The sequence below is a fragment of the Thermovibrio sp. genome, assembly GCA_015488335.1.
Taxonomy (GTDB): Bacteria; Aquificota; Aquificia; order Desulfurobacteriales; family Desulfurobacteriaceae; genus Balnearium.
In genome coordinates this window covers 17,279-40,375 of sequence record WFNZ01000051.1, presented here as the reverse complement: position 1 = coordinate 40,375, position 23,097 = coordinate 17,279, and the positions used below count along the sequence as shown (strand labels likewise).

Here is a 23,097-nt window from a genome sequence, read left to right as displayed (position 1 = left end):
CAAAAGACCTGCAACTGTTGCCATTAATCCTCCAGTGAGTTGATTCTGTTTTTCCACTTTTTCAAACTAATCCCAACAGCCAAGATGGAGAAGTAAAAACCTACAATTCCAGCCGCAACCCAGATGGAGAAACCCTCCTTATGCCAGACGGCCAGGGTGCCAGCTCCTACAAGAATAGAAATGGAAATGAGCTTTCCCGAAATTTCTTTGTAGAACTCAATCTCTTTTTCTACTCTGCTCAAGAGCTATTCCTGATAAGAATTTCTTGAAAATTCTATCAGTTGAGTAGACTTGTTATAAAATTGGCCTGCATAAAGGCTTGGAGTTGGAGTATGGCCAAAAGCCGTGGATTCTGGGCAGACTGGACTTTCGGTAAGGTTGCAGCTCTTTCGGCAATTCTGGTCATTTTTATACTGATTGCCCTTGCAGTTGTTCTATACGGCGAATCCGAACTTGCCATTAAAACCTTTGGCGTCTGGAAGTTTATAACCTCAACGGTGTGGAATCCCCCAATGAATAAGTTTGGGGGAGCTCCCGCCATCTTCGGAAGCGTTGTCAGCACCATAATCTCCATTCTTATAGCCGTTCCCGTGGCTATCGGCGTTGCAATCTTCCTCACAGAGATTGCTCCCCACTACCTGAGAACTCCCGTTGGTGTGGCCATAGAGCTCCTCGCAGCCATTCCCAGTATCATCTACGGAATGTGGGGGCTCTTCTTCTTTGCACCCTTTATGAGGGATAAGCTCCAGCCGGTAATCCACGCCACTTTAGGGAAACTTCCCTTAATCGGCCAGTGGTTTGAAGGCTACACTCCGGGTATCGGCCTTTTAACGGCTTCAATTGTCCTTTCAATAATGATACTTCCCTACACTGCCGCCATATCCCGGGATTCCTTCAAAATGGTTCCAGACATCCTGAAAGAGTCTGCCTACGCCCTGGGAGCTACAAAGTGGGACGTTATGAAAGACGTTGTTATTCCATACGCAAAGCTCGGCGTTGTAGGTGGAGTAATCCTCTCTTTAGGAAGGGCTTTAGGCGAAACGATGGCAGTAACCTTCGTTATGGGTAACCAGCCTGTAATCCCCCACTCCCTTTTAGAGCCGGCAACCTCTATTACTGTTACTCTGGCAAACGAGTTCACAGAGGCAGATACAGACATCTACCTTTCAAGCCTGTTCTACCTTGCTTTTATTCTCTTCGTTATGAGCTTCTTTGTAATAGTTGTTGGAAAGTTCCTTTTCCTTAAAAAGGTGGAGAGGTAGATCTTGGACGCAGTTAAGAAAAGAAAGTTTGTAAACGGCTTAGTCCTTGTCCTCTCAACCCTTGCAGCCCTTTTTGGCCTTATGTGGCTCTTCTGGATACTGGGAACTCTTCTGTATAAAGGTTTAGGTTCCCTTTCCTGGGAAGTCTTCATCGGGGATCCGCCTGCCCCTGGAGACAACACCGGTGGACTGAAACACGCAATAGTTGGCCAGACGATAATTGTCTTTCTTGCAACAGTTATAGGAATTCCCATTGGAATCCTTGCAGGAACGTATCTTTCAGAATATGGGAAAGGAAGTCGATGGGCAAACTTTGTAAGGGATCTGTCTGACGTTATGATGAGCATTCCCTCAATAGTTGTGGGCACCTTTGTTTACGCCATTATGGTTAAGCCCTTCGGCCACTTTATGGGATTGGCCGGCTCAGTTTCTCTGGCCATAATGATGATTCCCATAATCCTCAGGACAACGGATGATATGCTGAGGATGGTTCCGCCGGAGCTCCGCGAGGCCGCCTACGCCCTCGGAGCAACAAAGTTCAAGGTTATAAAAGACGTTGTCTACAGGGCTGCAATAACGGGAATAGTAACCGGCGTAATACTCTCCGTTGCCAGAATAGGCGGAGAGACAGCTCCACTCCTCTTTACGTCTTTCAACAATAACTTCTTCACTTTAAACATCTTCCAGCCAATGGCCTCTTTAACCGTTACCATGTACGACTACGCAATGAGCCCCTACAAGTACTGGCAGGATCTTGCCTGGGCAGCGGCTATAATCCTCACGTTTGGCGTTTTAGGGGCAAACATTTTAGGTAGAGTTATTGCCCACTATAAGTTCAAAAAGTAGGAGGGAAAATGGCCTTTGTTATAGAGCCTTCAGAGCCTGAGAAAATAGTTGTAGACCACCTCAAGTTCTACTACGGCAACCATCAGGTCTTGAAAGACATCTCCTTCAAGGTTCCAGAGAAAAAAGTGACTGCCCTCATCGGCCCTTCCGGTTGCGGTAAAACGACACTTCTCAGGTGTTTCAACAGGATGCACGACCTCTACCCCGGGAACAGGTACGAGGGGAGAATTCTCCTTGATGGAGAGAACATACTTGACCCCAACTACGACGTTATAAAACTCAGAATAAGGGTTGGAATGGTTTTCCAGAAGCCCACGGCCTTCCCCATGTCTATCTTTGACAACGTTGCTTACGGCTTAAGGCTCCAGGGTATAAAGAACAAAACTGAGCTTGCCGATAGGGTTGAAAAGGCTCTAAAAGATGCAGCTCTCTGGGATCAGGTTAAAGATAAACTCAACAAACCGGCAACAGCACTTTCAGGCGGACAGCAACAGAGGCTATGTATCGCAAGGGCTATAGCTGTTGAACCGGAAGTTCTCCTCTTTGACGAGCCCACCTCTGCCTTAGATCCCATCTCAACTGCAAAGATTGAGGAATTAGTTGTCAGCTTCAGGGATAAGCTCACTGTGATAATCGTTACCCACAACATGCAGCAGGCTGCAAGGGTTTCTGACTACACGGCCTTTATGTATATGGGAGAGCTGATAGAGTTCAACAAAACAGAGGAGCTCTTCGTTAAGCCAAAAGAAAAGCTTACCGAAGACTACATTACAGGAAGATTTGGGTAAAATTAGAAATTCATAATCCTTGACCTTTCCGTCTCTTCTATCTTAAAATAATCTCAACCGGGATTTTTACAGATTGTTTACATTTCTTTTACAATTTGGTAATATCACCTAAACGGTAGCTCAGGAGAGGAGAGATGCTCTACAGCTTTATCGTTTTCATAGTCGTTATGGCGCTTGCAGGTCTCACTCTGTGGGTGATGTCTGTTGCTGTAGCTCCCAAAAACCCGCACCCTGTAAAGGAAGACACCTACGAGTGTGGTCTTCCAGCTCCAGAGCCTATCATTTCAAGCGTTAACTTTCAGTATTACTTCTACGCAATTATCTTCATTGCAATGGATATAGCCGGTGTCTTCTTCGTTCTCTACTCCGTTGGTAAAGGCGATCCAAAGTTCGGCTGGATATTCATCCTCTTCTCACTCCTCTTAATGATTCCACTTACCTACGTGATGGTTGGAGGAAACAGACGATGATACTTAAGTTCTTTGACTGGACAAGGTCAAACTCCCCCTGGGGAGTTCATTTCTGCAGCGGTTGTTGTTCCTTAGAAGTTCTGGCCCTTATGGGACCACGTTTTGACTGGGAAAGGTACGGCTTTATGATGACTCCCAGCCCCCGTCAGGCAGATTTCATCATCGTTACAGGGCTTGTTTCAAGGAAGGTTCTTCCCGTTCTGTTGAGGGTTTACCAGCAGATGCCTGAGCCAAGATACGTTTTCGGTATGGGTGCCTGTGCAGGAGGCGGAGGTCCTTACTGGGATTCAGACTTCGTTGCCGTTGACGTTTCTCAGTATATCCCGTTTGACGTTTTCGTTGCAGGCTGTCCACCAAACCCTGAAGCAACTCTTGAAGGTTTCTTAAGACTTAAAGAGATAATTCTCAGAGATAGAGAAAACGCTGCTAAAAAACACCCGAACCGTATGGAAGAGCTGGAGTATTAAGGAGTGGCCATGCTTGAGGAGATAAGGGAAAAAGTAAAGTCTGAGTTTGGGCTTGAATCGGAAGCTTACGATACCAATATGCTCCTTATAGAGTGTAAGAAAGAGCAGCTCAGGGATCTGATGAAGTTTCTGAAGAGCAATGGTTTTAACTACCCCCATACTGTTTCTGTTGTTGACTACACTCCAAAGGGAGAGGGTTTTCAGGTTAACTACATTCTGGAAAACCTGAACGATAAAAAGTTCGTTATGGTTAGAGTCAATTTACCGGAAGACAATTTATCAATTCCAACAGTTTCAGACATATTCCCTCCCCTTCAGCCCCACGAGAGGGAAGCGTGGGAGATGTTTGGAGTTGAGTTCATAGGGAACCCACGTCTTGAGGTTATGCTCCTTCCAGAGTGGGCAGAAGGCTGGTTTCCATTGAGGAAGTCTTACGACTTCAAAAAACACAGGAAGCCCTCTAAGGAGAAGAAGTAATGGGAAACAGCATCTCTCTTGCAGGATACACGTTTGTCGTTGAAGAGACAAAAGAGGTTTCCGGAGAGGATTTAGGTCTTTTACAGGAGAAACTTCTCCAGCTCAACTGGGGTGTTCAGCATCCAGCCTCAGGTCCTATGAGGCTGAAGGTTTGGGTTGACGGAGATGAGGTTGTAAAGGTTGACCCGGATATCGGCTACGTTCTGAGGCTCCTTGAGAAGTTGGTTGAGTATAGAACATGGCAGAACGCCATTGTAAACGTTGAGAGGGCCTGCTTCATAGATAACTTTGGAACGATGACCGGTTACTCCATTGCAGCTGAAAAGATTGCAGGCGTTGAAGTTCCAAAGAAGGCAGACTACGTGAGGACTATCCTCTGTGAGGGTGGAAGAATTGTAAGCCACCTCATAGGTCTTGGTGGCTTTATCGGTGTTCTCGGTGTTCATACCCCTATGCAATGGGCACTGATTGCCCGTGAGAAGTTCCTTGACGCCTTTGAGGTTTACTCCGGGCAGAGAATTGCAACTGCTTCTATTGTTCCTGGCGGTGTCAGGTATGAACCAACAGGAAAGTTTATAGAGAAAATGATTTCGGCTGTTGATTTCCTTGAAAAAGAGTTTATTCCAAGGTATACAGAAGTGTTTATTGATAATCCTACATTAAAACTCCGCTCCCAGGGGATTGGTGTTGTCCCAAAGGAGAAAGCTGTAGAGCTCGGTCTTGCGGGTCCTGCTCTTAGGGCTTCTGGCGTTGCTTCAGATGTTAGGAAAGACTACCCGTATACTGCTTACGGAGAGCTTGACTTTAGGGTTGTAACGAAGGAAGAAGGTGATGCCTACGCAAGGTATCTGGTCATATGGGAGGAGCTTATAGAGTCTGCAAAGATTATCAGGCAGGCTATTGAGGGACTTCCAGAGGGAGAGTGGAGAACAAAGTTCCCCATTAAAGTTCCTCCTGGAGAGGCTTACGTTAACGTTGAGTGGGCCCGTGGATGCTTCGGCTTCCACCTTATTAGCGATGGTGGAACCGGGCCTTACAGGTTGAAGATGAGAGCTCCCTCTTTTGCCAACCTCTGGGCGATGCCCGAAATGATGAAAAACGTTAAGCTTGCAGACGTTCCCGTTATCTTTGCATCACTATACATGTGTCACGGTGATATAGACAGGTAGGAGGCCTGGAATGGAAGCCTGGATTAAAGCGATATTTTTCCCCGGTTTTCTCTTTCTGTTGGTCGTTTTCCTTACAATCTTCTACATGGAGAGGAAGATTCTTGCCGATGTTCACCTGAGGACGGGACCCTACTACGTTGGTAAATGGGGAATTCTTCAGACAACAGCAGACGTTTTTAAACTCCTTCAAAAGGAGTTCATCATTCAGAGGAGGGCGAACAAACTGTTGTTCTCTCTCATTCCATTTGTTGCTTTCCTGATGGTTGCCGCTCTGATTGCCTTTATACCGTTCTCTGAGCACAGCTATATAGTAAGCACAAGTTTTGATCTCCTTATTGTTTTGGCCCTTGTTACCGGTATGCCTCCGGTTTTCTTCTACGCAGGCTGGGCTTCAAAGAGTAAGTACTCTTTCATCGGTGGTTTAAGGGTTGTTAACCAGATGATTTCGGGTGAGATCCCGCTCTGGCTCTCCGCCCTTGCTGCTGCTGTTTTCTACGGAACTCTCAACCACCTTCAGATAGTTCATGAGAGCTCCTGGTTAGGTTTCTTTATCCTTCTTCCGGCGTTTCTCATCTTTGTGACTGCAACTCTCATAGTTACAGACAGACCGCCCTTTGACATACCGGAGGCTGAGCAGGAAATTGTCTATGGTTTCCTTACAGAGTTTGGCGGGTTTAACTACGCAATCCTCGTTCTCTCTAAGCTGATAGAGCTCTTTGCTCTCTATTCTGTTGCCGTTGTTCTGTTCTTAGGAGGGTTTAAAGGGCCTGTCCTTCCGGGAATTGTCTGGTTTTTCATAAAGATTCTTGGGCTTTACGTCTTTACCTTCGTTGTAAGGGCGTCAACTCCCCGTATCAGAATGGACCAGCTCTTGAGGTTCTGTTGGAAAGTTTTAACTCCTTTAGCCCTTTTGAACCTTGCCTTCATTATTCTCGTCAAAATGTTCATCTCTTAAGGAGGTTAGATGGAAGCTAAAGACGCTTTAAAGATACCTTTTGAGGCAACGAAAAAAGTTATAAGGGTAACTAAAGCTCTCTTTGCTCCAAAGGCTACGGAAATATGGTGGGATAAAGGGATAAAGAGGGAGCTCCACTATCGTGGCAAACACATCATAAATGCGGAGCTCTGCATTGGCTGTGGAATGTGTTCAAGGGCCTGCCCCGTTAACTGTATAGATATGGTTCCAACAGGGGTTAAGAAGCCAAGGGCTGTTCCAAAGGTTAGGGCCAATGAGTGTATGTTCTGCGGGCTCTGTGAGGATGCCTGTCCAACAAAGCCAGAGAAAGCAATAAAACTTACAGACCACTACTCAATGATTCTTGAAGATGTTACCTGGGATAAGTTAACAGAGTACGTTTTTGAGCCTGAAAACCTTGAAGAGGCCCTTGAGAAGGCTAAAAAGATGGAGGAACTCCTTGAGAAGAAAAAACAGGAAGCCTTGAAGAAGAAACAGCAGGCTCAACAAGCCAAAGCAAAAGCTGAAGCTAAAAAAGAACAGCCCTCTTTAGAAAAGGGAAAAGAGGAAAAGCCACAACAGGGAGATAACTCTCAGAAAGGAAGTAAAGGAGAGGAGTAATGGGGAACGTCTACTTCTGGATTATCTATGCCGTTGTTATAGGGAGCGCCATAATAGCCCTTGAGGCGACTTCACTCCTCTGGGCGGCCGTTTCATTTGTCGTTCTCCTCTCAGAGATAGCCCTTGTCTACTTCGGTCTAAATATGCCCGTTTTGGGTGGTGTTCAGCTTGCCATTTACGCAGGTGGTGTAACGATTCTCGTTCTCTTTGCGATAATGATGATCGGTGAAAGCTACAAGAAGCCTGAAGGGAAAGCCGTTAAGGCTATAGTCTTGAGCTTGCTTCTCCTTATTCTGGGAACCTTTTTCTCTTTCTTAAGTGCTATAGATACCTTGCCATTTAAGACATTTTCAACGGAAGTTCTTGGAACTGTTTTTGTTGAGAAGTACTCTTTCTTCACTATAGTTCTGGGCTTTATCGTGTCAGCCCTCCTTTACATGGCAAACGCCATCATTACGAAAAAGAGGGAGGCTAAGTAATGCTTCTTGAAGCGGACGTTCATGCTTACCTATTTCTATCCTTTTCTCTCCTTGCTGTGGGGGTGTACGGCCTTCTCTCAAGGAGATCAGTTATCAGGATGCTCTTTGCCGTTGAGATGATTATCAACGCTGCAAACCTGAATCTTGCCATCTTTTCAGCTCAGAGGAACGTTGACGGTGAGATATTCGCGTTCTTCACCATAGGTCTTGCGGCCCTTGAGGCTGCCGTTGGTCTGGCTATAGTTATCGTCTTCTACAAGCGGTTTGGTGAGGTTATTCCATCAAAAATCAGGAACCTGAGGTGGTAGGATGGAGAAGCTGGTCTGGATAACTTATCTCACAATTGGAATCTTTTTCCTTGGAAGCATCTCCGCCTTTCTGATAGGGAAGTTTACAGAGAGATGGAACTCCTTCTGGGTGGCTGTTCTAACAGGTTTAATAGGTTTTATCCTTACCTGTTATATTGCACTTAACCTTGGTGAGCATCCGATAGTTCATAAGTTTAACTGGTTTACCTTCGGTTCCTTTAAAATTCCTCTTGGAATTTACGTTGATAGCCTTTCTGTTGTTATGGCTCTAATCGCTACAGGAATCGGTTTCTTAGATATCGTTTTCTCCAAAGGTTACATGGAAGACGATGAGTCTCCACACAGGTACTACTTTGAAAAGCTGTTCTTCATAGGCTCTATGGTGGGTCTTGTTTTTGTCAGCAACCTTGTCGGCCTCTACATCTTCTGGGAAGGTGTTGGTCTCTGCTCATACCTCCTCATCGGTTACTGGTACTGGAAGAGGAGTGCTGCAGAAGCTGCACTGAAAGCCTTTGTTATGACCCGTTTCGGTGATGTCTTTATGTTTGCAGGCATAATTGTTGCTTGGGTTCTTCTTGGAACAATTAACTTCCAGGAGCTCAACGCCCTTGCCCTTGCAGGAGCATTTTCCGTTAAGCTGGGACTCTTGATTTCACTACTCATCTTCATTGGAGCTGTTGGAAAGTCTGCCCAGTTTCCCCTCTTCCCGTGGCTTCTTGATGCTATGGAAGGTCCGACAACAGTTTCTGCTCTCATCCACGCTGCCACAATGGTTAACGCAGGTGTCTACTTGGTTGCAAGAATGTTCCCGTTCTTTGACTACTCCCATGCTTTAATAGTTGTTGGATTTGTGGGAGCTCTCTCTGCATTCATTGCTGCTACGGGAGCTCTTGCCCATACAGAGATCAAGAAAATACTTGCTTTCTCTACGATGGAACACCTTGCTCTAATGTTTGTTGCCCTTGGTGTTGGATCAGCCGCTGCAGGAATTTTCCATCTTATGAACCACGCCATCTTCAAAGCCCTCCTCTTCCTGGCAGCAGGTGCCGTTATCCACATGACCCATCAAAAAGATGCCTTTAAGTTGGGAGGGCTCTACAAATACATGCCTCAAACAGCTCTTCTCTTCCTTGTGGGTATTCTTGCCCTTGCCGGTGTTCCGCCCTTCAACGGTTTCTTCAGTAAAGACTGGATAATCGGAGCGACTTACGCTTACGGTAACCCGGTGATTTTTGGCCTTACCTTTGTTGCTGCTGTCCTTTGTATTGCTTACGGTTTCAGGCTCTGGTTTGTTGTCTTCACAGGAGAGCCTTCTGAATACTCAAAGCACGCCAGAGAGGCTTATCCCATAATGCTCGTTCCACTCTATGTTCTCGCTGTACTTACGGTAGTTATTCCCTTCTTTAAAGAGCAGATTATCCACTTCCTCTTCGGTGAAGTCCATGAGCCCTTCTTCCTGAACCTGCTGGTTGCAACTTTAACGGTAATGTTTATCCTCTTCGGTATTGTCTTCCTTATTTACTACAAGAGGGTTATCAGTACTGTCAAGTTCCTAGCCCATCCGTTAGGTAAAGGGATAAATGAGTTTCTCTACAACGGATGGTATGTTGACGCTGCAATAAAGTGGATCTGCCGCCACGTTTTCTACGGCTCAATTGCCAAAGCTGTTGAGTGGGTGGATATACACGTTGTTGACGGTGCAGTTAACGGAACTGCCAGACTTTCCCTTGCCTGCTGGGATAGGTGCAGGAAGATTCAGACTGGCGATGTTATAGATTACCTTACTTACTTTGTTGCTGGCGTAATAACACTTGTCTTGCTCATTCTCTTTGTTTAGGAGGAGTGGATGGTTCTGCTGAGTATGATTCTGCTCCCTGTTCTGGTAGCACCCTTTGCCTGGATAGGTGAGAAGGTTAACAGGGACATTCCAAAATACCTTTCTCTGGCTGTAGGTGTTTTCCTGGCTTTCTGTACAGCTTACTTAATCGCCAAGTATCCAGGAAATGGATTTGCATTTCATGAGTTCTATCAGATTTATCCACCTTTTGACTTCAACCTCCACCTTGCTGCCGACGGTATATCTCTTGTTCTTTTGGGAATAGTTGCTTTCCTTGCCATTACAGTTACCCTCTCTTCATGGCACGTTGAAAGGCCTGGGGCTTACTTTTTCTTAATTCTTATTTTCCTTGGCCCTATGGTTGGAGTTTTTGTCTCACTTAATCTTCTCTGGTTCTTCATATTCTGGGAGTTTACTTTGGTTCCTATGTTTTTCCACATCGGTATTTGGGGAGCAGAAAACAGGATTTACGCTGCGATGAAGTTCTTTATCTATACCCACCTTGCGAGCGTATTCCTCCTTCTTGGAATTATCGTTCTCTACCTGTCTACACACACATTTGAGTTTGAAAAACTACTGAACATCCACCTTGATCCTTCTGTTGCAAAGCTTGTCTGGATACTGATGTTTATAGGTTTTGCCGTTAAGATGCCCGTTGTTCCTTTCCACACCTGGCTTCCCGATGCACACGTTCAGGCACCTTCTCCAATTTCTGTTTTCCTTGCAGGACTTCTTCTTAAAATGGGTGCTTACGGTCTTTTAAGGTGGGAGATCTTCCTCTTTCCTCAAACCAGTAAGTTCTTTGCTCCGCTTATGGCCTTTATTGCCGTTCTTACGATTTTCTACGCTGGCTTCAGAGCCCTTGCAGAAGACCACATTAAGAGGATGGTTGCCTACTCAAGTATTAACCATATGGGGTTTGTCCTTTTAGGCCTTTCTGCCCTTACTGCTGCTGGAATCTCTGCTGCCGTTTATGAGATGGTTGGCCACGCCCTTGTTATTTCTCTCCTCTTTATGATTGCAGGCTACATTCACCATAAAACCCACACCTGGTACATTTCTGAGCTTGGTGGTCTTATGAAGAAGATTCCCGGCCTTATGACGATGTTCGTTATAGGAGTTCTGGCTGCCGTTGGGCTTCCTGGAACTGCAGGTTTTGTAGGGGAGCTCTCTGTCATGCTTGCTGCTTTTGACTACTATGGCTGGGTTATGGTTATCGTTCCTCTTGCCAGTGCCCTTGGTGCCGGTTTCTTTATGTGGATGCTCCAGAGGGCAGTTTTTGGTCCTTTAAGAGAGGAGTTCAAGAACCTGAAGTCACTTACGGAGCTCCCTCTAATTGAGAACATTCCTCTTGCCCTTTACATAGGGGCTTTTATACTGGTTGGAGTTATTCCGGCTGTTGTCTTTAACCTCTATAACCCTGTGGTTAACGCTTTTTCACAACTCTTTCAGTAGGGGGTAACAGGTGAACATTAACTACCTTGCAGCAACAATGGTTCTGGCCTTAACGGGAGCGTTTCTTCCCGTTATAAACAGGCTTTTCAGGATATCGGGGATTCAGGGAGCTCTCATCTCTTCTATAGGTTATGTGGTTTCCCTCTTTTTAGTTCTTATATCAGATAAGGGAAAACACGTTTTAGAAGTTTTCTACACTACAGATCCGGTTTCTATTCTGTTGGGAGCTCTTATTTTAATTGCTTCCTGGATGGTGATGCTGGTTATCTACTGGATTACGGAGAAGGATAAGTTCGTTAACGAGCTGATCTCTGCCCTTATGATATCTACGGCTGGAGCTCTCCTCCTCATTAGCGCCAACAACTTTGTCTCCCTCGCCATTGCGATGGAACTGATGACGATGCCTACCTACCTTATGGTTCTCTTTGCCTTTGACGATAAGTCTTTTGAAGCCGGTGTTAAGTACTTCTTCAACGGAGCCCTTGCAGTAGGGTTTATGCTCTTTGGAATCTCTCTTCTCTACGGAATGACCGGCAGTTTTGAGTTTTCAGCCCTTGTTAAAAACCTATTTATAGATCCTCTTGTTGCCCTTGCCGCTGTCTTCATATTCGCAGGTTTTGGCTTTAAGATCACGGCCTTTCCGTTCCACTTCTGGGGACCTGATGTTTACGATGGAACCTGTCCTGGCGTTGCTGCTCTCCTTACCGGTATCTCTAAGAGTGCTGCCTTTATAGGGCTTATGAGGGTTGTCTACGAGGCAATTCCGGTGATTGCCGGCCACTTCACCCTGATTCTTGCCATTATAGCTGCCCTTACAATGACTGTAGGTAACCTATTAGCCCTTGCTCAAAGGCGGGTTTCAAGGATACTGGCCTACTCTTCCGTTGCCCATGCAGGTTATACACTTGTAGCCTTTGCAGCCCTTTCTGTTCCGTTGAGCGTTACCGGTATCATCTACCACTCCGTTGCCTACGTTTTTATGAAAACGGCTGCATTTCTCTGTTTTGCCGTTTTCCTCTTTGTTTGGGGAGCAAGAACTATGGACGACTACAAGGGGCTTGGTAGAAGGGAACCACTCCTGGCAGCTCTCTTCCTTATTTTCCTCCTTTCCCTTGCCGGGGTTCCTCCTATGGCGGGCTTTATCAGTAAGGTTTTCGTCTTTACCGCTGCAGTTGATGCCGGTATGACCTGGTTAGCCCTTGTAGGTCTTCTCAACAGCGCCTTCTCTGTTGCTTACTACATCTGGATTGCCAAGCAGATGTACCTTGAGGAGCCTACACTTGAGAAACCGATTAACGACTCTCCCAACAAGAACTGGATTCTTCTGCCTTTAGCAGTTATGGCAATTCTTCTCATAGTTTTCGGTATCTGGGTCAACCCGGTTGTTGACGCTTCTGCGGTTTACGCAGCTAAGGTCGGGTTTTAGCGGGAGCTCCTGCTCCCTCTCCTCTATCGTTTATAATTCCCACTACCTATTTTCCCTCAAGGAGATGGTGTGCTTGTCAGGGATATTTACAGGTTGCCGGTGGGAGCTCCCTTTGAAGGCTACTTTGTCATTGAGCACGTAGAAATAAGAAAACACAGAACAGGGGAGCCCTTCTTAAGACTTGTTCTGTCAGACAAAACTGGAACATTTCAGGCTCTCTGGTGGAAGCCGCCGAAAGATGCGGATCTTACAGTTTTTAAAAAGGGAGACGTAGTATTTGTAAGGGGAAACGTTGAGTACTTCAACGGGAATCTTCAGCCAAAACTTTCAGAGATAAGGGTTGCAGAAGAGGGAGAGTACAACCCTAAGAAGTTCATCTCCGAGAGCCGTTTTTCAATAGAGAAGCAGTTTACAAAGCTCCTTGAGATTATAGAGACTGTAGAGAACGTATACCTGAAAAAACTCCTTGAGGGCTTCTTCTACGACGAGGAGTTTGTTGAAAAGTTTCTGAGAGCTCCCGGCGGTAAAACCATCCACCACGCCTGCATCGGTGGGCTTCTTGAACACACTTTGGGCGTTACAGAGATATGTGAAACTGTGGCAAAGCGCTACAGGAGTTTAGACAGAGACCTGCTCATTACTGCTGCAATTCTCCATGATATAGGAAAGGTATACGAGTATAGTGTAGAGACCTCAATTGACAGGACAAAAGAGGGAATACTCCTTGGCCACCTCTACATGAGCTGTGAAATGGTGGCATTCAAAATAGCAGAAATTAACGGATTTCCTGAAGACCTGAAGACCAAACTTATCCACTGCATACTGGCCCATCACGGCCAGTACGAGCACGGTTCTCCTAAAAAACCAAAAACCCTTGAGGCAGTTGCCCTTGCCTACGCCGATGCTCTTGATTCAAAGGTAAAGGGATTTGAGGAGTTCATAGAGAGAGAACTTGGTGGAGGAACAGGCTGGACTAAGCGCCACTTTGCCTACGAGGTTCCAATCTACTTTGACGGTAAAATTGACTACGGAGAGGAAGAATGAAGGAGAGAAAGCTTACCTATAAAGATGCAGGCGTTGACATAGAAGCCGGAGAGAAACTTGTAGACAGGATAAAAACTTTTGCAAAAAGAACTTTTGATGAGAATGTTCTGGCTGGGATAGGAGGGTTTGGAGCAGGTTATCTCCTTCCCAAAGGTTACTCAGAGCCTGTTCTGGTTTCGGGAACCGACGGCGTTGGAACGAAGCTAAAGGTTGCCCAGATGGCCAACGTCCACGACACCGTTGGAATAGACCTTGTTGCCATGTGCGTAAACGACATTCTGACTGTTGGTGCGAAACCTCTCTTCTTCCTTGACTACTTCGCTACCGGAAAGCTCTCTGTTGACGTTGCTGCAGATGTCGTTAAGGGAATTGCTAAAGGATGCGAGATTGCAGGGTGTTCCCTTATAGGGGGAGAAACAGCAGAAATGCCAGACTTCTACCCTGAAGGAGAGTATGACCTTGCCGGCTTTGTTGTAGGAATTGTTGACAGGAAGAAGTATATAACCGGAGAGGAGATAAAACCGGGAGATGTAGTTTTAGGCCTTGCCTCTTCGGGAATCCACAGCAACGGCTACTCACTCGTTAGAAAGCTCTTCTTTGAGATTTTAGGCATGAAGGTTGATGACTACGTAGAGGAGCTCCGCGGAAAAGTTTACGAGGTTCTCCTCACTCCTACGAGAATTTACGTTAAGAGCATCCTTAAACTCCTTGACCAGGTTAACGTAAAGGGGATGGCTCACATTACCGGCGGCGGTATACCTGGAAACCTTGTAAGGGTGTTGCCAAAAAGCGTTAATGCGGTTGTTGAGAAAGGTTCCTGGAAAGTTCCAGAGATATTTCGTTTCATTGAGGAGAAGGGAAACGTTCCTGAAGAGGAGATGTTTAAAACCTTTAACATGGGCATAGGCTACACCGTTGTTGTGGCGCCGGAAGATGTGGAAAGGGCCGTTGAGGTTTTAAAGTCTTCAGGCGAAGAAGTTTTCAAAATAGGGAAGATTACGGAAGGAGAGGGGAAGGTGGTTATAGAATGAGGGTTGCCGTTCTGGCTTCCGGAAGGGGAAGCAACTTTGAGGCCATTGCACGGGCGTTTTTGGAAAGGAAAATAAAGGGAGAACTGGTTGCCCTGATTGTTAATAAGAGGAACGCTCAGGCTATTAGTAGAGCTGAGAAACTTGGAGTAAACTGGCTCTTTGTTGACCCTTTCTCCTTCCCGAGCCGTGAAGACTACGACAGGCGCCTTGTAGAGATACTGAAACACCTTAAGGTTGACCTTGTCTGTCTGGCCGGCTATAAGCTCATCGTTTCAGAAATTTTCATAGACGCCTTCCCAAACAGAGTTCTGAACGTTCACCCTTCTCTCCTTCCCTCTTTCCCGGGCTTAAAACCGCACTGGCAGGCTGTTACCTACGGCGTGAAGATTTCAGGAGCTACTGTTCACATTGTTGATAAAGGCGTTGATACGGGGCCTATCGTTGTCCAGGCTGCCGTTCCGGTTTTTCCCGATGATACTCCTGAAAGCCTCTCTGAGAAAATTTTAAAGTGGGAGCACAGGATATATCCTCAGGCCGTTAAGTGGTTTGCAGACGGAAGAGTTAAGCTGGAAGGGAGGAAAGTTCTTGTTGAAGGGGCAGACTACAGCCGGCTTCCGGTAGTTCCCGCTTTAGAGGATTTCTGATGGTTGAAGAGGTTAGTCTCTCTAACGGTCTTAAGGTTTTGCTTAAAGAGGAGAAGGGATTTGAAATACTTTCGGGAACCCTTTTTATGCCGGGAGGTTCCTCTGTAGATCCTGTTGAGGGAATAACTCTCCTAACCCTTAGAACGGCTTTTAAGCGGAGTTTGAAACGGCCTGCCGGGGAGTTTTACTCACTTCAGGAGCAGATGGGGACGCCTTTTTCTCCTGAAGTTTCTGTTGACTACTCTCAGCTTCGGTTTCAGTCTGTTTCCCGGTTTTCGGCAGATTACATCTCTTTACTGGTAGAGACCATTTTAAATCCCGGTTTTTTAGAGGAGAGCTTTGAAATTGAAAAGGCCTCACTTCTGGCCTCTATAAGGGCGAAGAGGGAGAGCTCCTTCACTCTAGCCTACGAAACAATGATGAGGTTGACCTACGGTGGAGTTCCCTACAGCAAAATGCCCTACGGCAGAGAAGAGAGCATTTCCTCCCTTACTGTTGAGAGGTGTTCTGACTGGTTTGAATCAGCCTTCATACCAGAAGGTTCTTTAGTCTCTTTCTGTGGAGACTTAAGAGGAATTGACTCCATTTTAAAAGAACTTGAGGTGATTGCTCTTAAGCCGCTGGAAACTAAAAGATTTGAGTGCCCAATAATGGAGTTTAGAACAGAGTTTGTTCACAGGAAAGGCTCTGCTCAGAGCTTTATTCTTATTGCTTTAAATGCTCCTCCGGTTCGGGATTCTAAATATCCCGTTTACAAACTTTTAAATACAGTTTTGGGAGAGGGAATAGGGTCGGTTCTCTTTCAGGAGCTCCGCGAGAAAAGAGGGTTTGCCTATTCAACCGGTTCCCTCTACCCTTCAAGGATAAACTCAGGAAGACTCCTTATCTACATAGGTACCTCTCCTGAAAAAGAAGAGGCTGTGAGGGGGGAGCTCCGCAGTATTATCTCTAACCTACCTGACTTTCTGACTGAAGACCTGGTAGAAAGGGGTAAGCGCTACTTTAGAGGAACCTACCTCCTTGACCACGAAACGAGAGGGAAGAAAGCATGGTATTTCGGCTTCTGGGAGGTTTTGGGAATAGGTTATTCTTACGATACTCGGTTTTTGCAGGAGATAGAAAACGTCGGTATAAGGGATATTTTAGACGTTGCAGAGAAAGTATCGTGTGAACCGTTCCACGAGGTGGTCGTAAAAGATGAAGAGAGTTATTGTTAGTGCGTGTCTTTTAGGTATAAACTGTAAGTACAACGGAGGGAACAACAGAGACCCTCTAATAGTTGAGCTTTTTAGAAGGGGAATTGCCGTACCTCTATGTCCTGAACAGCTTGGAGGACTTCCGACTCCAAGACCTCCTGCCAAAATTACAGAAGGAGACGGATTTTCCGTCATTTCCGGAAAGGCAAAAGTTAAAACAGTTGACGGTTCAGATTTAGACGTTACAGAGAACTTTCTGAAGGGAGCTTACGAAACACTTTACGTTGCGGAACTTTTTAAAGACAGCTGTGTAGCCTGTATACTGAAAGAGAAGAGCCCTTCCTGTGGCGTCAGGAAAATCTACCGTTTTGAAAATGACGACCTGAAAGATGGAAGGGGAGTTACGGCTGCACTTTTAAGCTCTAAAGGGTTTAAAATTCTACCTTCAGAAGATAGAGAGAGTATAGAGAAACTAATAGAGGAGATAGATGAGTAGACTTCCTAAACTTAGAATAAGGCACCTTGAACCTAAGTATCCCATCATTCAGGGTGGAATGGGAGCAAAAGTTTCACTCCACAGGCTCGCCTCTGCGGTTGCAAACGCCGGTGGAATAGGCGTAATTTCGGCAGTTCTCCTCCATGAAAAGGACAGGTCAAAACCGAAAAAGACCACCTGTAAAGGGATAGATGTTGAGAGCGTTGGTCTTAAACCCTACCACTACGCTCACGAACTTGCAGAGGAGATAAGAAAAGCCAAAGAGCTTGCTCCCAACGGAATAATAGGCGTAAACATAATGTACGCCTTAACCCACTTCTATGAACTCCTGATGACAGCTATAGATGCCGGTGCAGACCTGATAATTCAGGGAGCGGGATTTGGGAAAGACGTTTTCAAAATTTGTAATACCTTTGATATGCCTTTGGTGGAAATAGTTGCAACACCTAAAGGAGCAAAACTTTCAGAAAGGTTGGGTGCCGCTGCCGTTATCGTTGAAAGCGGTGATGCCGGAGGACACCTTGGAACGATGGATAAACTCTGGGATATTCTGCCATCTATCGTTGAAGCCGTTAACATCCCCGTTATAGCTGCTGGTGGAATTTTTGACGGAAAAGATATGGCGAGGGCTTTTGAGCTTGGAGCGAAAGGAGTTCAAATAGCCACCCGTTTCATAGCTACCTACGAGTGCGATGCAGCTCAGGAGTTTAAAGACTACATAATTCAGGCGAAACCGGAAGATTCTATATACATAAAGAGCCCTGTTGGAATGCCTGCCCACGCCGTTAGAAATCCCTTTACAGAAAGGCTTGAAAGGGAAGGAAAGATTCCTCACAAGTGTCCTTTTAACTGCTTAAAAACCTGTTCCGGCGAAGATTCTATATACTGTATTGCAGATGTACTGCTGAAGTCTGTTTCGGGAGACGTAGAAAGGGGATTGGTCTTTTCCGGGAGCAACGTTGGAAGGGTTAACAGAATGTACAGCGTTAAGGAACTTATAGATGAACTTGTAAAGGAATGTGAGGAGGAGCTTGAGAAGAAAAACCTTAATTTTGGGGAGGAGTAGATGAGAAAGTTTCTTGGAATAGCTTTTCTATCCCTTTTGTCGTTCAGCTGTGCAACTGTTAATCAACAGTCTGGTGGTGAACTCTCTTCGCTGAAGGCAGAAATCCAGGCACTGAAAGCAAGGGTTTCTCAGGACGAGAAGAAAACAAACAGCCTTGAGACAAGAATCTCTAAAGTGGAAGACAGAGTTGCCACAAACGAGCAGAACATTTACGACCTGAAGAAAGAGGTTGACCAGCTGAAAAGCGTGGTTTCTCAGGTTACGGTGGGAGCTCCCTCTCAGCCACAGAAACAGCAGAAATCCCAGCCCGTTGTTCAAACAGGAGCCAGTGACCTATACCGTCAGGCCTTCAACGCAATGGAGGCAGGAGATTTTGATAAGGCGGAACAGCTCTTTCAGCAGTTAGTTCAGCAGTATCCGGACAGCGACCTTGCAGACAATGCCCTCTACTGGATAGGTGAGATCTACTACTCCCACAACGACTACGAAACTGCAGCAAAATACTTCCAGCAGGTAATAGACAAGTATCCCGATGGAAACAAAGTTCCTGCGGCAATGCTTAAGCTGGCCCTCTGCTATAGGGGAATGGGGGACATAAACAAGGCTAAGCAGATACTTCAGGAGGTTATCCAGAAGTACCCGGGAACCCCTGAGGCAGGTATAGCTAAAGTGAAACTTATGGAACTGGAGCAGTAAAATGGAAATTGACGAGAAAGGGATAAAAGGGCTTGCCTGTAGGGCTGCCGATCTGTGGTTGAACCTTGAGCTCGGAAGGTGTAGACCCGACAGTAACTACCAGCAGATTGTTGAGTTCTTAAAGCAGAGGTTTAAGGCAGAGGAAATAAATCCTCTTCTCCTTACCCTTGGGCTCCTTGAGATGGCCTTGATTGAAGATGCCCTGAAAAACAGGCAGTATCTTTCAGATGAGGAGAGAGAAAAGATTATTCAGGATGTAGTAGAATCTCTGGCTGAGAACTTCCCAAAGATAGTTGATGAGATGGTGTCTATACTTGACCTGTTAGAGAGAAAGATTGGAGAGTTTAAAGAACTCTCCAGAAAGTACCGTTCGGGAGGAGAGTAGATGTCAAAGAAGGTGAAGCTGGCAATAGTTGGAGTTGGAAACTGTGCAAGTTCGTTAGTTCAGGGGATTTACTACTACCAGAACAAGAGTAAAGATGAGATCTCCGGTCTTATGCACTACGACATCGGAGGTTATAAACCCTGGGACATAGAAGTTGTTGCAGCTTTTGACATAGATGCGAGGAAAGTGGGAAAAGACGTTAGTGAAGCTATTTTTGAAAAGCCAAACTGCACCAAAGTTTTCAATCCTGATGTTCCAAAAATGGGCGTTGAAGTCCAGATGGGCCCTGTTATGGACGGTTTTGCAGAGCACATGCTTGACTACCCTGAAGACCAGAGGTTTGTTCCAGCTGATAAGAAACCTGTTGACGTTGTTAAGGTTCTTAAGGAAAGCGGTGCAGAGGTGGTTGTTAACTACCTTCCCGTAGGTTCTGAAGAGGCTACCCGTTACTATGCTCAGTGTGCTTTAGAGGCCGGATGTGCCTTTGTAAACTGTATTCCCGTTTTTATAGCTTCAGATGAAGAATGGGCACAGAAGTTTAAGGAGAAAGGGCTTCCCATAGTTGGTGATGACATAAAGTCTCAGGTTGGAGCAACGATAACCCACAGAGTTCTTGCTACCCTCATGGCAGATAGAGGAGTTCCAATAGACAGGACTTACCAACTCAACTTCGGTGGGAATACAGACTTCCTTAACATGCTTGAGAGGAAGAGGCTCAAAACCAAGAAAGTCTCTAAGACTGAAGCTGTTCGTTCTCTAATTCCTTATCCGATTGACGACAATAACATTCACATTGGCCCCAGCGACTACGTGCCTTGGCTTAAAGACAACAAGATTGCCTACATAAGGCTTGAGGGAAGGCTCTTTGGCGATGTTCCAATGTATATAGAGCTGAAGCTCTCTGTTGAAGACTCTCCAAACAGCGCCGGTTCAGCCATAGACGCCATAAGGTGTGCAAAACTTGCCATGGATAGAGGAATTTCCGGTCCTCTCTACTCTATCTCCTCTTACACTATGAAACACCCACCCATTCAGTATCCAGACTGGAAGGCAAAGGAGTTGGTTGATAAGTTTATAGCTGGAGAAGTTGAGAGATAATTTGGGGCTCCGCGCCCCGTTTTCTAAACTAAAAGTCCTCCGGAAGTTCTGCTTACCTTAACGGGCCTGTTCTCCTTATCTACAAGGACGACGGTCGGAGAAAACTCTTTTATCTCATCCTCTGTTAACTCGCAGTAGCTTACAATTATTACAATGTCTCCCTTTTGAACTTTTCTTGCTGCTGCTCCGTTGAGGCAGATCTCACCGCTCCCCGGCTCCCCCGGTATCACGTAGGTTGAGAATCTCTCTCCGTTACTTACGTTGTATATGTCAACCTTTTCGTAAGGGTAGATGTCTGCAAGTTTTAGAAGTTCGCTGTCTATGGTTATGCTACCCTCGTAGTTGAGGTCTGCTCCTGTTACTGTAGCCCTGTGTATTTTTGACTTAAACATTATCCTTCTCATAAACCACTCCTTAAAGGGAGTTTGCACCACTAAATATAGTTTGGCAGATTCGGTGAAGAAAGATAACTATATTTAAGAATCGGAAGGACAACGGTTAAAGGAGGGAGAGATGGTAAGGTATCCAGCAGTTGCAGGTCAGTTCTACCCGGGGACGGCTGAGGAGCTCCGCCTCTTCTTAGACTCTTTCTGCAGGAGGGAGCTCCCCAAAGTTAAAGCAAAGGCGATTGTAGTTCCCCACGCAGGCTACATCTACTCGGGTAAAGTTGCAGGAGAGACCTACAGCAGAGTAGAAATACCGGCAGATTGCATTATTATGGGCCCGAACCATACAGGCCTTGGAAAGCCTGCCTCGGTTTTCCCGGAAGGTGTGTGGCTTACGCCCCTCGGAGAGGTTCCGGTAAACAGCGAGATCTCCTCGGAGCTTGTTGAACACTACCCTTACGAGCCCGACCCAACTGCCCACATCTACGAGCACTCTTTAGAAGTTCAGGTTCCGTTCTTACAGCACTGTTCCAGCTACAGGGAAGACCTCTCTATCGTTCCGGTAGTTTTCCAGCACCTTCCCTACTCAGACTGTGTTGCCGCAGGAGAAGCCCTTGTTGAAGTTCTGAAAGAGAGGGATTCGCTCGTAGTAATCAGTACAGACTTTTCCCACTACGTTTCCCAGAAAACTGCAGAAGAGCTTGATTCCCTTGCCATAGATGCAATACTGAACCTTGACCCTGAGGAGCTCTACAGAAGAGTTCACAGCTACAACATCTCTATGTGTGGCGTTATCCCTGCTACAGTTGGTCTTGTTGCGGCGAAACTCCTCGGGGCAAAGGGAGCTGAGCTGGTTATGTACAGAACCTCTGGAGATGTAACGGGAGACTACAGTCAGGTTGTTGGGTATGCAGGAATCATCATATATTAACTATGATACAATTCGCTCAAACTTTAAGAGGAGGCGTTTTTGGGGAAGGAGGAGCAGTTAGCCGAAATTTTTAAGGCACTTGCCCACCCTACACGGGTTAAGATAGTTGAGTATCTCTCTAACGGTGAAAAGTGCGTAAAGGATATATGGCAGGAGTTGGGAGTTCCCCAGCCTACCGTCTCCCAGCACATCAACATACTTAAAACGGCAGGTATTATCTCTTACAGGAAAGACGGGGTAAAAACCTGTTACAGGATAGAGAAGCCGATAGTTATTAAAATACTGCAACTTTTAAAAGAGGAGGTTGGTAATGGCTCAAGAGATTAGGACAGTTGAAGATTTTGAAAGGGAAGTTCTCCAGTCCGATATTCCCGTTCTGGTTGACTTCTGGGCACCCTGGTGTGGACCCTGTAGAATGCTTGCTCCAACAATTGAAGAGCTGGCACAGGAGTATGCCGGAAAGGTTAAAGTTGTTAAGGTAAACACAGATGAGCTTCCAATGGTTGCAATGCAGTACGGCATCAGGGGAATTCCCACAGTTATGCTCTTTGTCAATGGAGACGTTGCAGACGTTAAAGTTGGTCTTCAGCCAAAGGCCGTTTTTGAGAACATGATTCAGCGTGTTCTTGGGGAGTAATTGATGGTTAGAGATGTGTTAATAGTGGGCGCCGGTCCTGCAGGGCTGGCTGCCGCCATTTATGCAGGCCGTTCGCAGCTTGATACTCTGGTACTTGACCAGATGATGCCGGGAGGCCAGCTCCTCATAACAGAAACTATAGAGAACTACCCGGGTTTTTACGAGGGAATTACCGGTTTTGAGCTTTCTGAGAAGTTTCGCCAGCACGCTGAGAAGTTCGGAGCCAGAATAGAGAACGGCAAACCTGTTGAATCTGTTGATTTAGACGGAGATATTTTCGTTGTCAAGGCAGCTGGGGAGGAGTTTAGAGGAAAAACCCTTATCTGGGCTGCCGGTTCAACTCCGAGGAAGCTCAACGTTCCAGGTGAAGCAGAGTTTGTAGGAAGAGGGGTTTCCTACTGTGCCGTCTGCGACGGTGCTTTCTTTAAGGATAGAACCGTTGCAGTTGTTGGTGGTGGCGATTCTGCCTTAGAAGAGGCTCTCTACTTAACGAAGTTTGCAAGTAAGGTCTATCTGATACACAGGCGGGATAAGTTCAGGGCTGTAAAAATAATTCAGGACAGAGTTAAGAGGAACGAGAAGATAGAGCCGGTTCTTAACAAAGTTGTTGTTTCCATTAACGGGAAAGATTTTGTTGAGTCCCTTACCCTAAAGGATACTGTTACAGGGGAGGAGAGTGTTCTACCTGTAGATGGTGTCTTTATTTTTATTGGCAACGAACCTAACGTAGCTCCTGTTGTTCACCTTGTTGAGACAACCGAGCAGGGATTTATAGTTACTGATGAGGAGATGAAGACAAAAACTCCCGGCCTTTTTGCTGCCGGGGATGTAAGGCATAAACCGTTGAAGCAGGTTGTAACTGCGGCTTCTGACGGAGCTGTTGCTGCAATGTCTGCAAGCAAATACCTTGAGGAGAAGGAAGGATAA

29 protein-coding genes are annotated in these 23,097 nt (G+C 46.0%); 27 read left to right on the top strand and 2 right to left on the bottom strand.

Translation table 11 applies throughout. The annotated features are described in order from the left end of the window. Positions 1-23: 23 nt before the first annotated feature. Positions 24-242 carry a hypothetical protein gene (locus F8H35_RS06025; RefSeq protein WP_472572636.1) on the bottom strand — a complete coding sequence of 73 codons (219 nt, stop codon included), beginning with the start codon at positions 240-242 and terminating at the stop codon, positions 24-26. Positions 243-332: 90 nt separating this feature from the next. On the opposite strand from F8H35_RS06025, the gene pstC reads away from it, so the two are divergent. The 23 genes from pstC (at position 333) to F8H35_RS05910 (ending at position 20,216) form a co-directional block, all read left to right on the top strand. Next, positions 333-1,262 (top strand): phosphate ABC transporter permease subunit PstC, encoded by a 930-nt coding sequence (pstC, locus tag F8H35_RS06020; RefSeq protein ID WP_472572635.1) that lies wholly within the window; start codon positions 333-335, stop codon positions 1,260-1,262. A gap of 3 nt (positions 1,263-1,265) precedes the next feature. Beyond that, positions 1,266-2,108 (top strand): phosphate ABC transporter permease PstA, encoded by an 843-nt coding sequence (gene pstA, locus F8H35_RS06015; RefSeq protein WP_472572634.1) that lies wholly within the window; start codon positions 1,266-1,268, stop codon positions 2,106-2,108. A gap of 8 nt (positions 2,109-2,116) precedes the next feature. After that, entirely contained in the window at positions 2,117-2,896 is a 780-nt protein-coding gene (gene pstB, locus F8H35_RS06010; protein ID WP_472569008.1) for a phosphate ABC transporter ATP-binding protein PstB, read from the top strand. Between the two features lie 134 nt (positions 2,897-3,030). After that, positions 3,031-3,366, top strand: a complete 336-nt coding sequence (locus tag F8H35_RS06005; protein WP_472572633.1) for an NADH-quinone oxidoreductase subunit A — start codon at positions 3,031-3,033, stop codon at positions 3,364-3,366. Continuing rightward, positions 3,363-3,833, top strand: a complete 471-nt coding sequence (locus F8H35_RS06000; protein WP_472572632.1) for an NADH-quinone oxidoreductase subunit B — start codon at positions 3,363-3,365, stop codon at positions 3,831-3,833. The genes F8H35_RS06005 and F8H35_RS06000 overlap by 4 nt, the downstream gene beginning before the upstream one ends. 9 nt (positions 3,834-3,842) lie before the next feature. Beyond that, positions 3,843-4,310 (top strand): NADH-quinone oxidoreductase subunit C, encoded by a 468-nt coding sequence (locus tag F8H35_RS05995; RefSeq protein ID WP_472572631.1) that lies wholly within the window; start codon positions 3,843-3,845, stop codon positions 4,308-4,310. Then, complete coding sequence (locus tag F8H35_RS05990) at positions 4,310-5,479, top strand: NADH-quinone oxidoreductase subunit D (RefSeq protein WP_472572630.1); 1,170 nt, start codon at positions 4,310-4,312, stop codon at positions 5,477-5,479. The genes F8H35_RS05995 and F8H35_RS05990 overlap by 1 nt, the downstream gene beginning before the upstream one ends. A 10-nt stretch (positions 5,480-5,489) precedes the next feature. Next, positions 5,490-6,434 carry a complex I subunit 1/NuoH family protein gene (locus F8H35_RS05985; RefSeq protein WP_472572629.1) on the top strand — a complete coding sequence of 315 codons (945 nt, stop codon included), beginning with the start codon at positions 5,490-5,492 and terminating at the stop codon, positions 6,432-6,434. Between the two features lie 9 nt (positions 6,435-6,443). After that, entirely contained in the window at positions 6,444-7,055 is a 612-nt protein-coding gene (locus tag F8H35_RS05980) for a 4Fe-4S binding protein (protein ID WP_472572628.1), read from the top strand. Continuing rightward, complete coding sequence (locus F8H35_RS05975) at positions 7,055-7,534, top strand: NADH-quinone oxidoreductase subunit J (RefSeq protein ID WP_472572627.1); 480 nt, start codon at positions 7,055-7,057, stop codon at positions 7,532-7,534. The genes F8H35_RS05980 and F8H35_RS05975 overlap by 1 nt, the downstream gene beginning before the upstream one ends. After that, positions 7,534-7,842: an NADH-quinone oxidoreductase subunit NuoK gene (gene nuoK, locus F8H35_RS05970; RefSeq protein ID WP_472572626.1), complete on the top strand. Its 309-nt coding sequence runs from the start codon at positions 7,534-7,536 to the stop codon at positions 7,840-7,842. The genes F8H35_RS05975 and nuoK overlap by 1 nt, the downstream gene beginning before the upstream one ends. A 1-nt stretch (position 7,843) precedes the next feature. Continuing rightward, positions 7,844-9,679 carry an NADH-quinone oxidoreductase subunit 5 family protein gene (locus F8H35_RS05965; protein WP_472572625.1) on the top strand — a complete coding sequence of 612 codons (1,836 nt, stop codon included), beginning with the start codon at positions 7,844-7,846 and terminating at the stop codon, positions 9,677-9,679. Between the two features lie 9 nt (positions 9,680-9,688). Then, the gene (locus F8H35_RS05960; RefSeq protein ID WP_472572624.1) at positions 9,689-11,134 is read left to right on the top strand and encodes a complex I subunit 4 family protein; all 1,446 of its coding nucleotides are present in this window, start codon (positions 9,689-9,691) and stop codon (positions 11,132-11,134) included. A gap of 10 nt (positions 11,135-11,144) precedes the next feature. Next, positions 11,145-12,560 carry an NADH-quinone oxidoreductase subunit N gene (locus tag F8H35_RS05955; RefSeq protein ID WP_472572623.1) on the top strand — a complete coding sequence of 472 codons (1,416 nt, stop codon included), beginning with the start codon at positions 11,145-11,147 and terminating at the stop codon, positions 12,558-12,560. 69 nt (positions 12,561-12,629) lie between these two features. Further along, the gene (locus F8H35_RS05950) at positions 12,630-13,604 is read left to right on the top strand and encodes a 3'-5' exoribonuclease YhaM family protein (RefSeq protein ID WP_472572622.1); all 975 of its coding nucleotides are present in this window, start codon (positions 12,630-12,632) and stop codon (positions 13,602-13,604) included. Next, positions 13,601-14,635, top strand: a complete 1,035-nt coding sequence (purM, locus tag F8H35_RS05945; RefSeq protein ID WP_472572621.1) for a phosphoribosylformylglycinamidine cyclo-ligase — start codon at positions 13,601-13,603, stop codon at positions 14,633-14,635. Before F8H35_RS05950 ends, purM begins: the two co-directional genes overlap by 4 nt. Continuing rightward, positions 14,632-15,279 (top strand): phosphoribosylglycinamide formyltransferase, encoded by a 648-nt coding sequence (purN, locus tag F8H35_RS05940; protein ID WP_472572620.1) that lies wholly within the window; start codon positions 14,632-14,634, stop codon positions 15,277-15,279. Before purM ends, purN begins: the two co-directional genes overlap by 4 nt. Next, entirely contained in the window at positions 15,279-16,496 is a 1,218-nt protein-coding gene (locus F8H35_RS05935) for a M16 family metallopeptidase (RefSeq protein WP_472572619.1), read from the top strand. The genes purN and F8H35_RS05935 overlap by 1 nt, the downstream gene beginning before the upstream one ends. Then, positions 16,477-16,971, top strand: a complete 495-nt coding sequence (locus F8H35_RS05930; protein ID WP_472572618.1) for a 2-thiouracil desulfurase family protein — start codon at positions 16,477-16,479, stop codon at positions 16,969-16,971. Before F8H35_RS05935 ends, F8H35_RS05930 begins: the two co-directional genes overlap by 20 nt. Beyond that, positions 16,964-18,037 (top strand): NAD(P)H-dependent flavin oxidoreductase, encoded by a 1,074-nt coding sequence (locus tag F8H35_RS05925; protein ID WP_472572617.1) that lies wholly within the window; start codon positions 16,964-16,966, stop codon positions 18,035-18,037. The genes F8H35_RS05930 and F8H35_RS05925 overlap by 8 nt, the downstream gene beginning before the upstream one ends. Then, complete coding sequence (gene ybgF / locus F8H35_RS05920) at positions 18,038-18,733, top strand: tol-pal system protein YbgF (protein WP_472572616.1); 696 nt, start codon at positions 18,038-18,040, stop codon at positions 18,731-18,733. Between the two features lies 1 nt (position 18,734). Next, complete coding sequence (locus tag F8H35_RS05915; protein ID WP_472572615.1) at positions 18,735-19,118, top strand: hypothetical protein; 384 nt, start codon at positions 18,735-18,737, stop codon at positions 19,116-19,118. Beyond that, on the top strand, positions 19,119-20,216 hold the full coding sequence (locus F8H35_RS05910; RefSeq protein ID WP_472572614.1) for an inositol-3-phosphate synthase: 1,098 nt from the start codon (positions 19,119-19,121) through the stop codon (positions 20,214-20,216). Between the two features lie 23 nt (positions 20,217-20,239). Here F8H35_RS05910 and panD read toward each other — a convergent pair whose 3' ends face one another. Beyond that, positions 20,240-20,620, bottom strand: a complete 381-nt coding sequence (panD, locus tag F8H35_RS05905; protein WP_472572613.1) for an aspartate 1-decarboxylase — start codon at positions 20,618-20,620, stop codon at positions 20,240-20,242. A gap of 109 nt (positions 20,621-20,729) precedes the next feature. On the opposite strand from panD, the gene amrB reads away from it, so the two are divergent. From amrB to trxB, 4 genes are read left to right on the top strand one after another with little or no spacing between them, the layout of a single operon-like run. Continuing rightward, complete coding sequence (gene amrB / locus F8H35_RS05900) at positions 20,730-21,533, top strand: AmmeMemoRadiSam system protein B (protein ID WP_472572612.1); 804 nt, start codon at positions 20,730-20,732, stop codon at positions 21,531-21,533. Between the two features lie 39 nt (positions 21,534-21,572). Continuing rightward, a complete protein-coding gene (locus F8H35_RS05895; protein ID WP_472572611.1) occupies positions 21,573-21,860 on the top strand; it encodes an ArsR/SmtB family transcription factor in 288 nt (95 codons plus the stop codon). Then, positions 21,844-22,170 (top strand): thioredoxin, encoded by a 327-nt coding sequence (trxA, locus tag F8H35_RS05890; protein WP_472572610.1) that lies wholly within the window; start codon positions 21,844-21,846, stop codon positions 22,168-22,170. Before F8H35_RS05895 ends, trxA begins: the two co-directional genes overlap by 17 nt. 3 nt (positions 22,171-22,173) lie before the next feature. Beyond that, a complete protein-coding gene (gene trxB / locus F8H35_RS05885; RefSeq protein ID WP_472572609.1) occupies positions 22,174-23,097 on the top strand; it encodes a thioredoxin-disulfide reductase in 924 nt (307 codons plus the stop codon).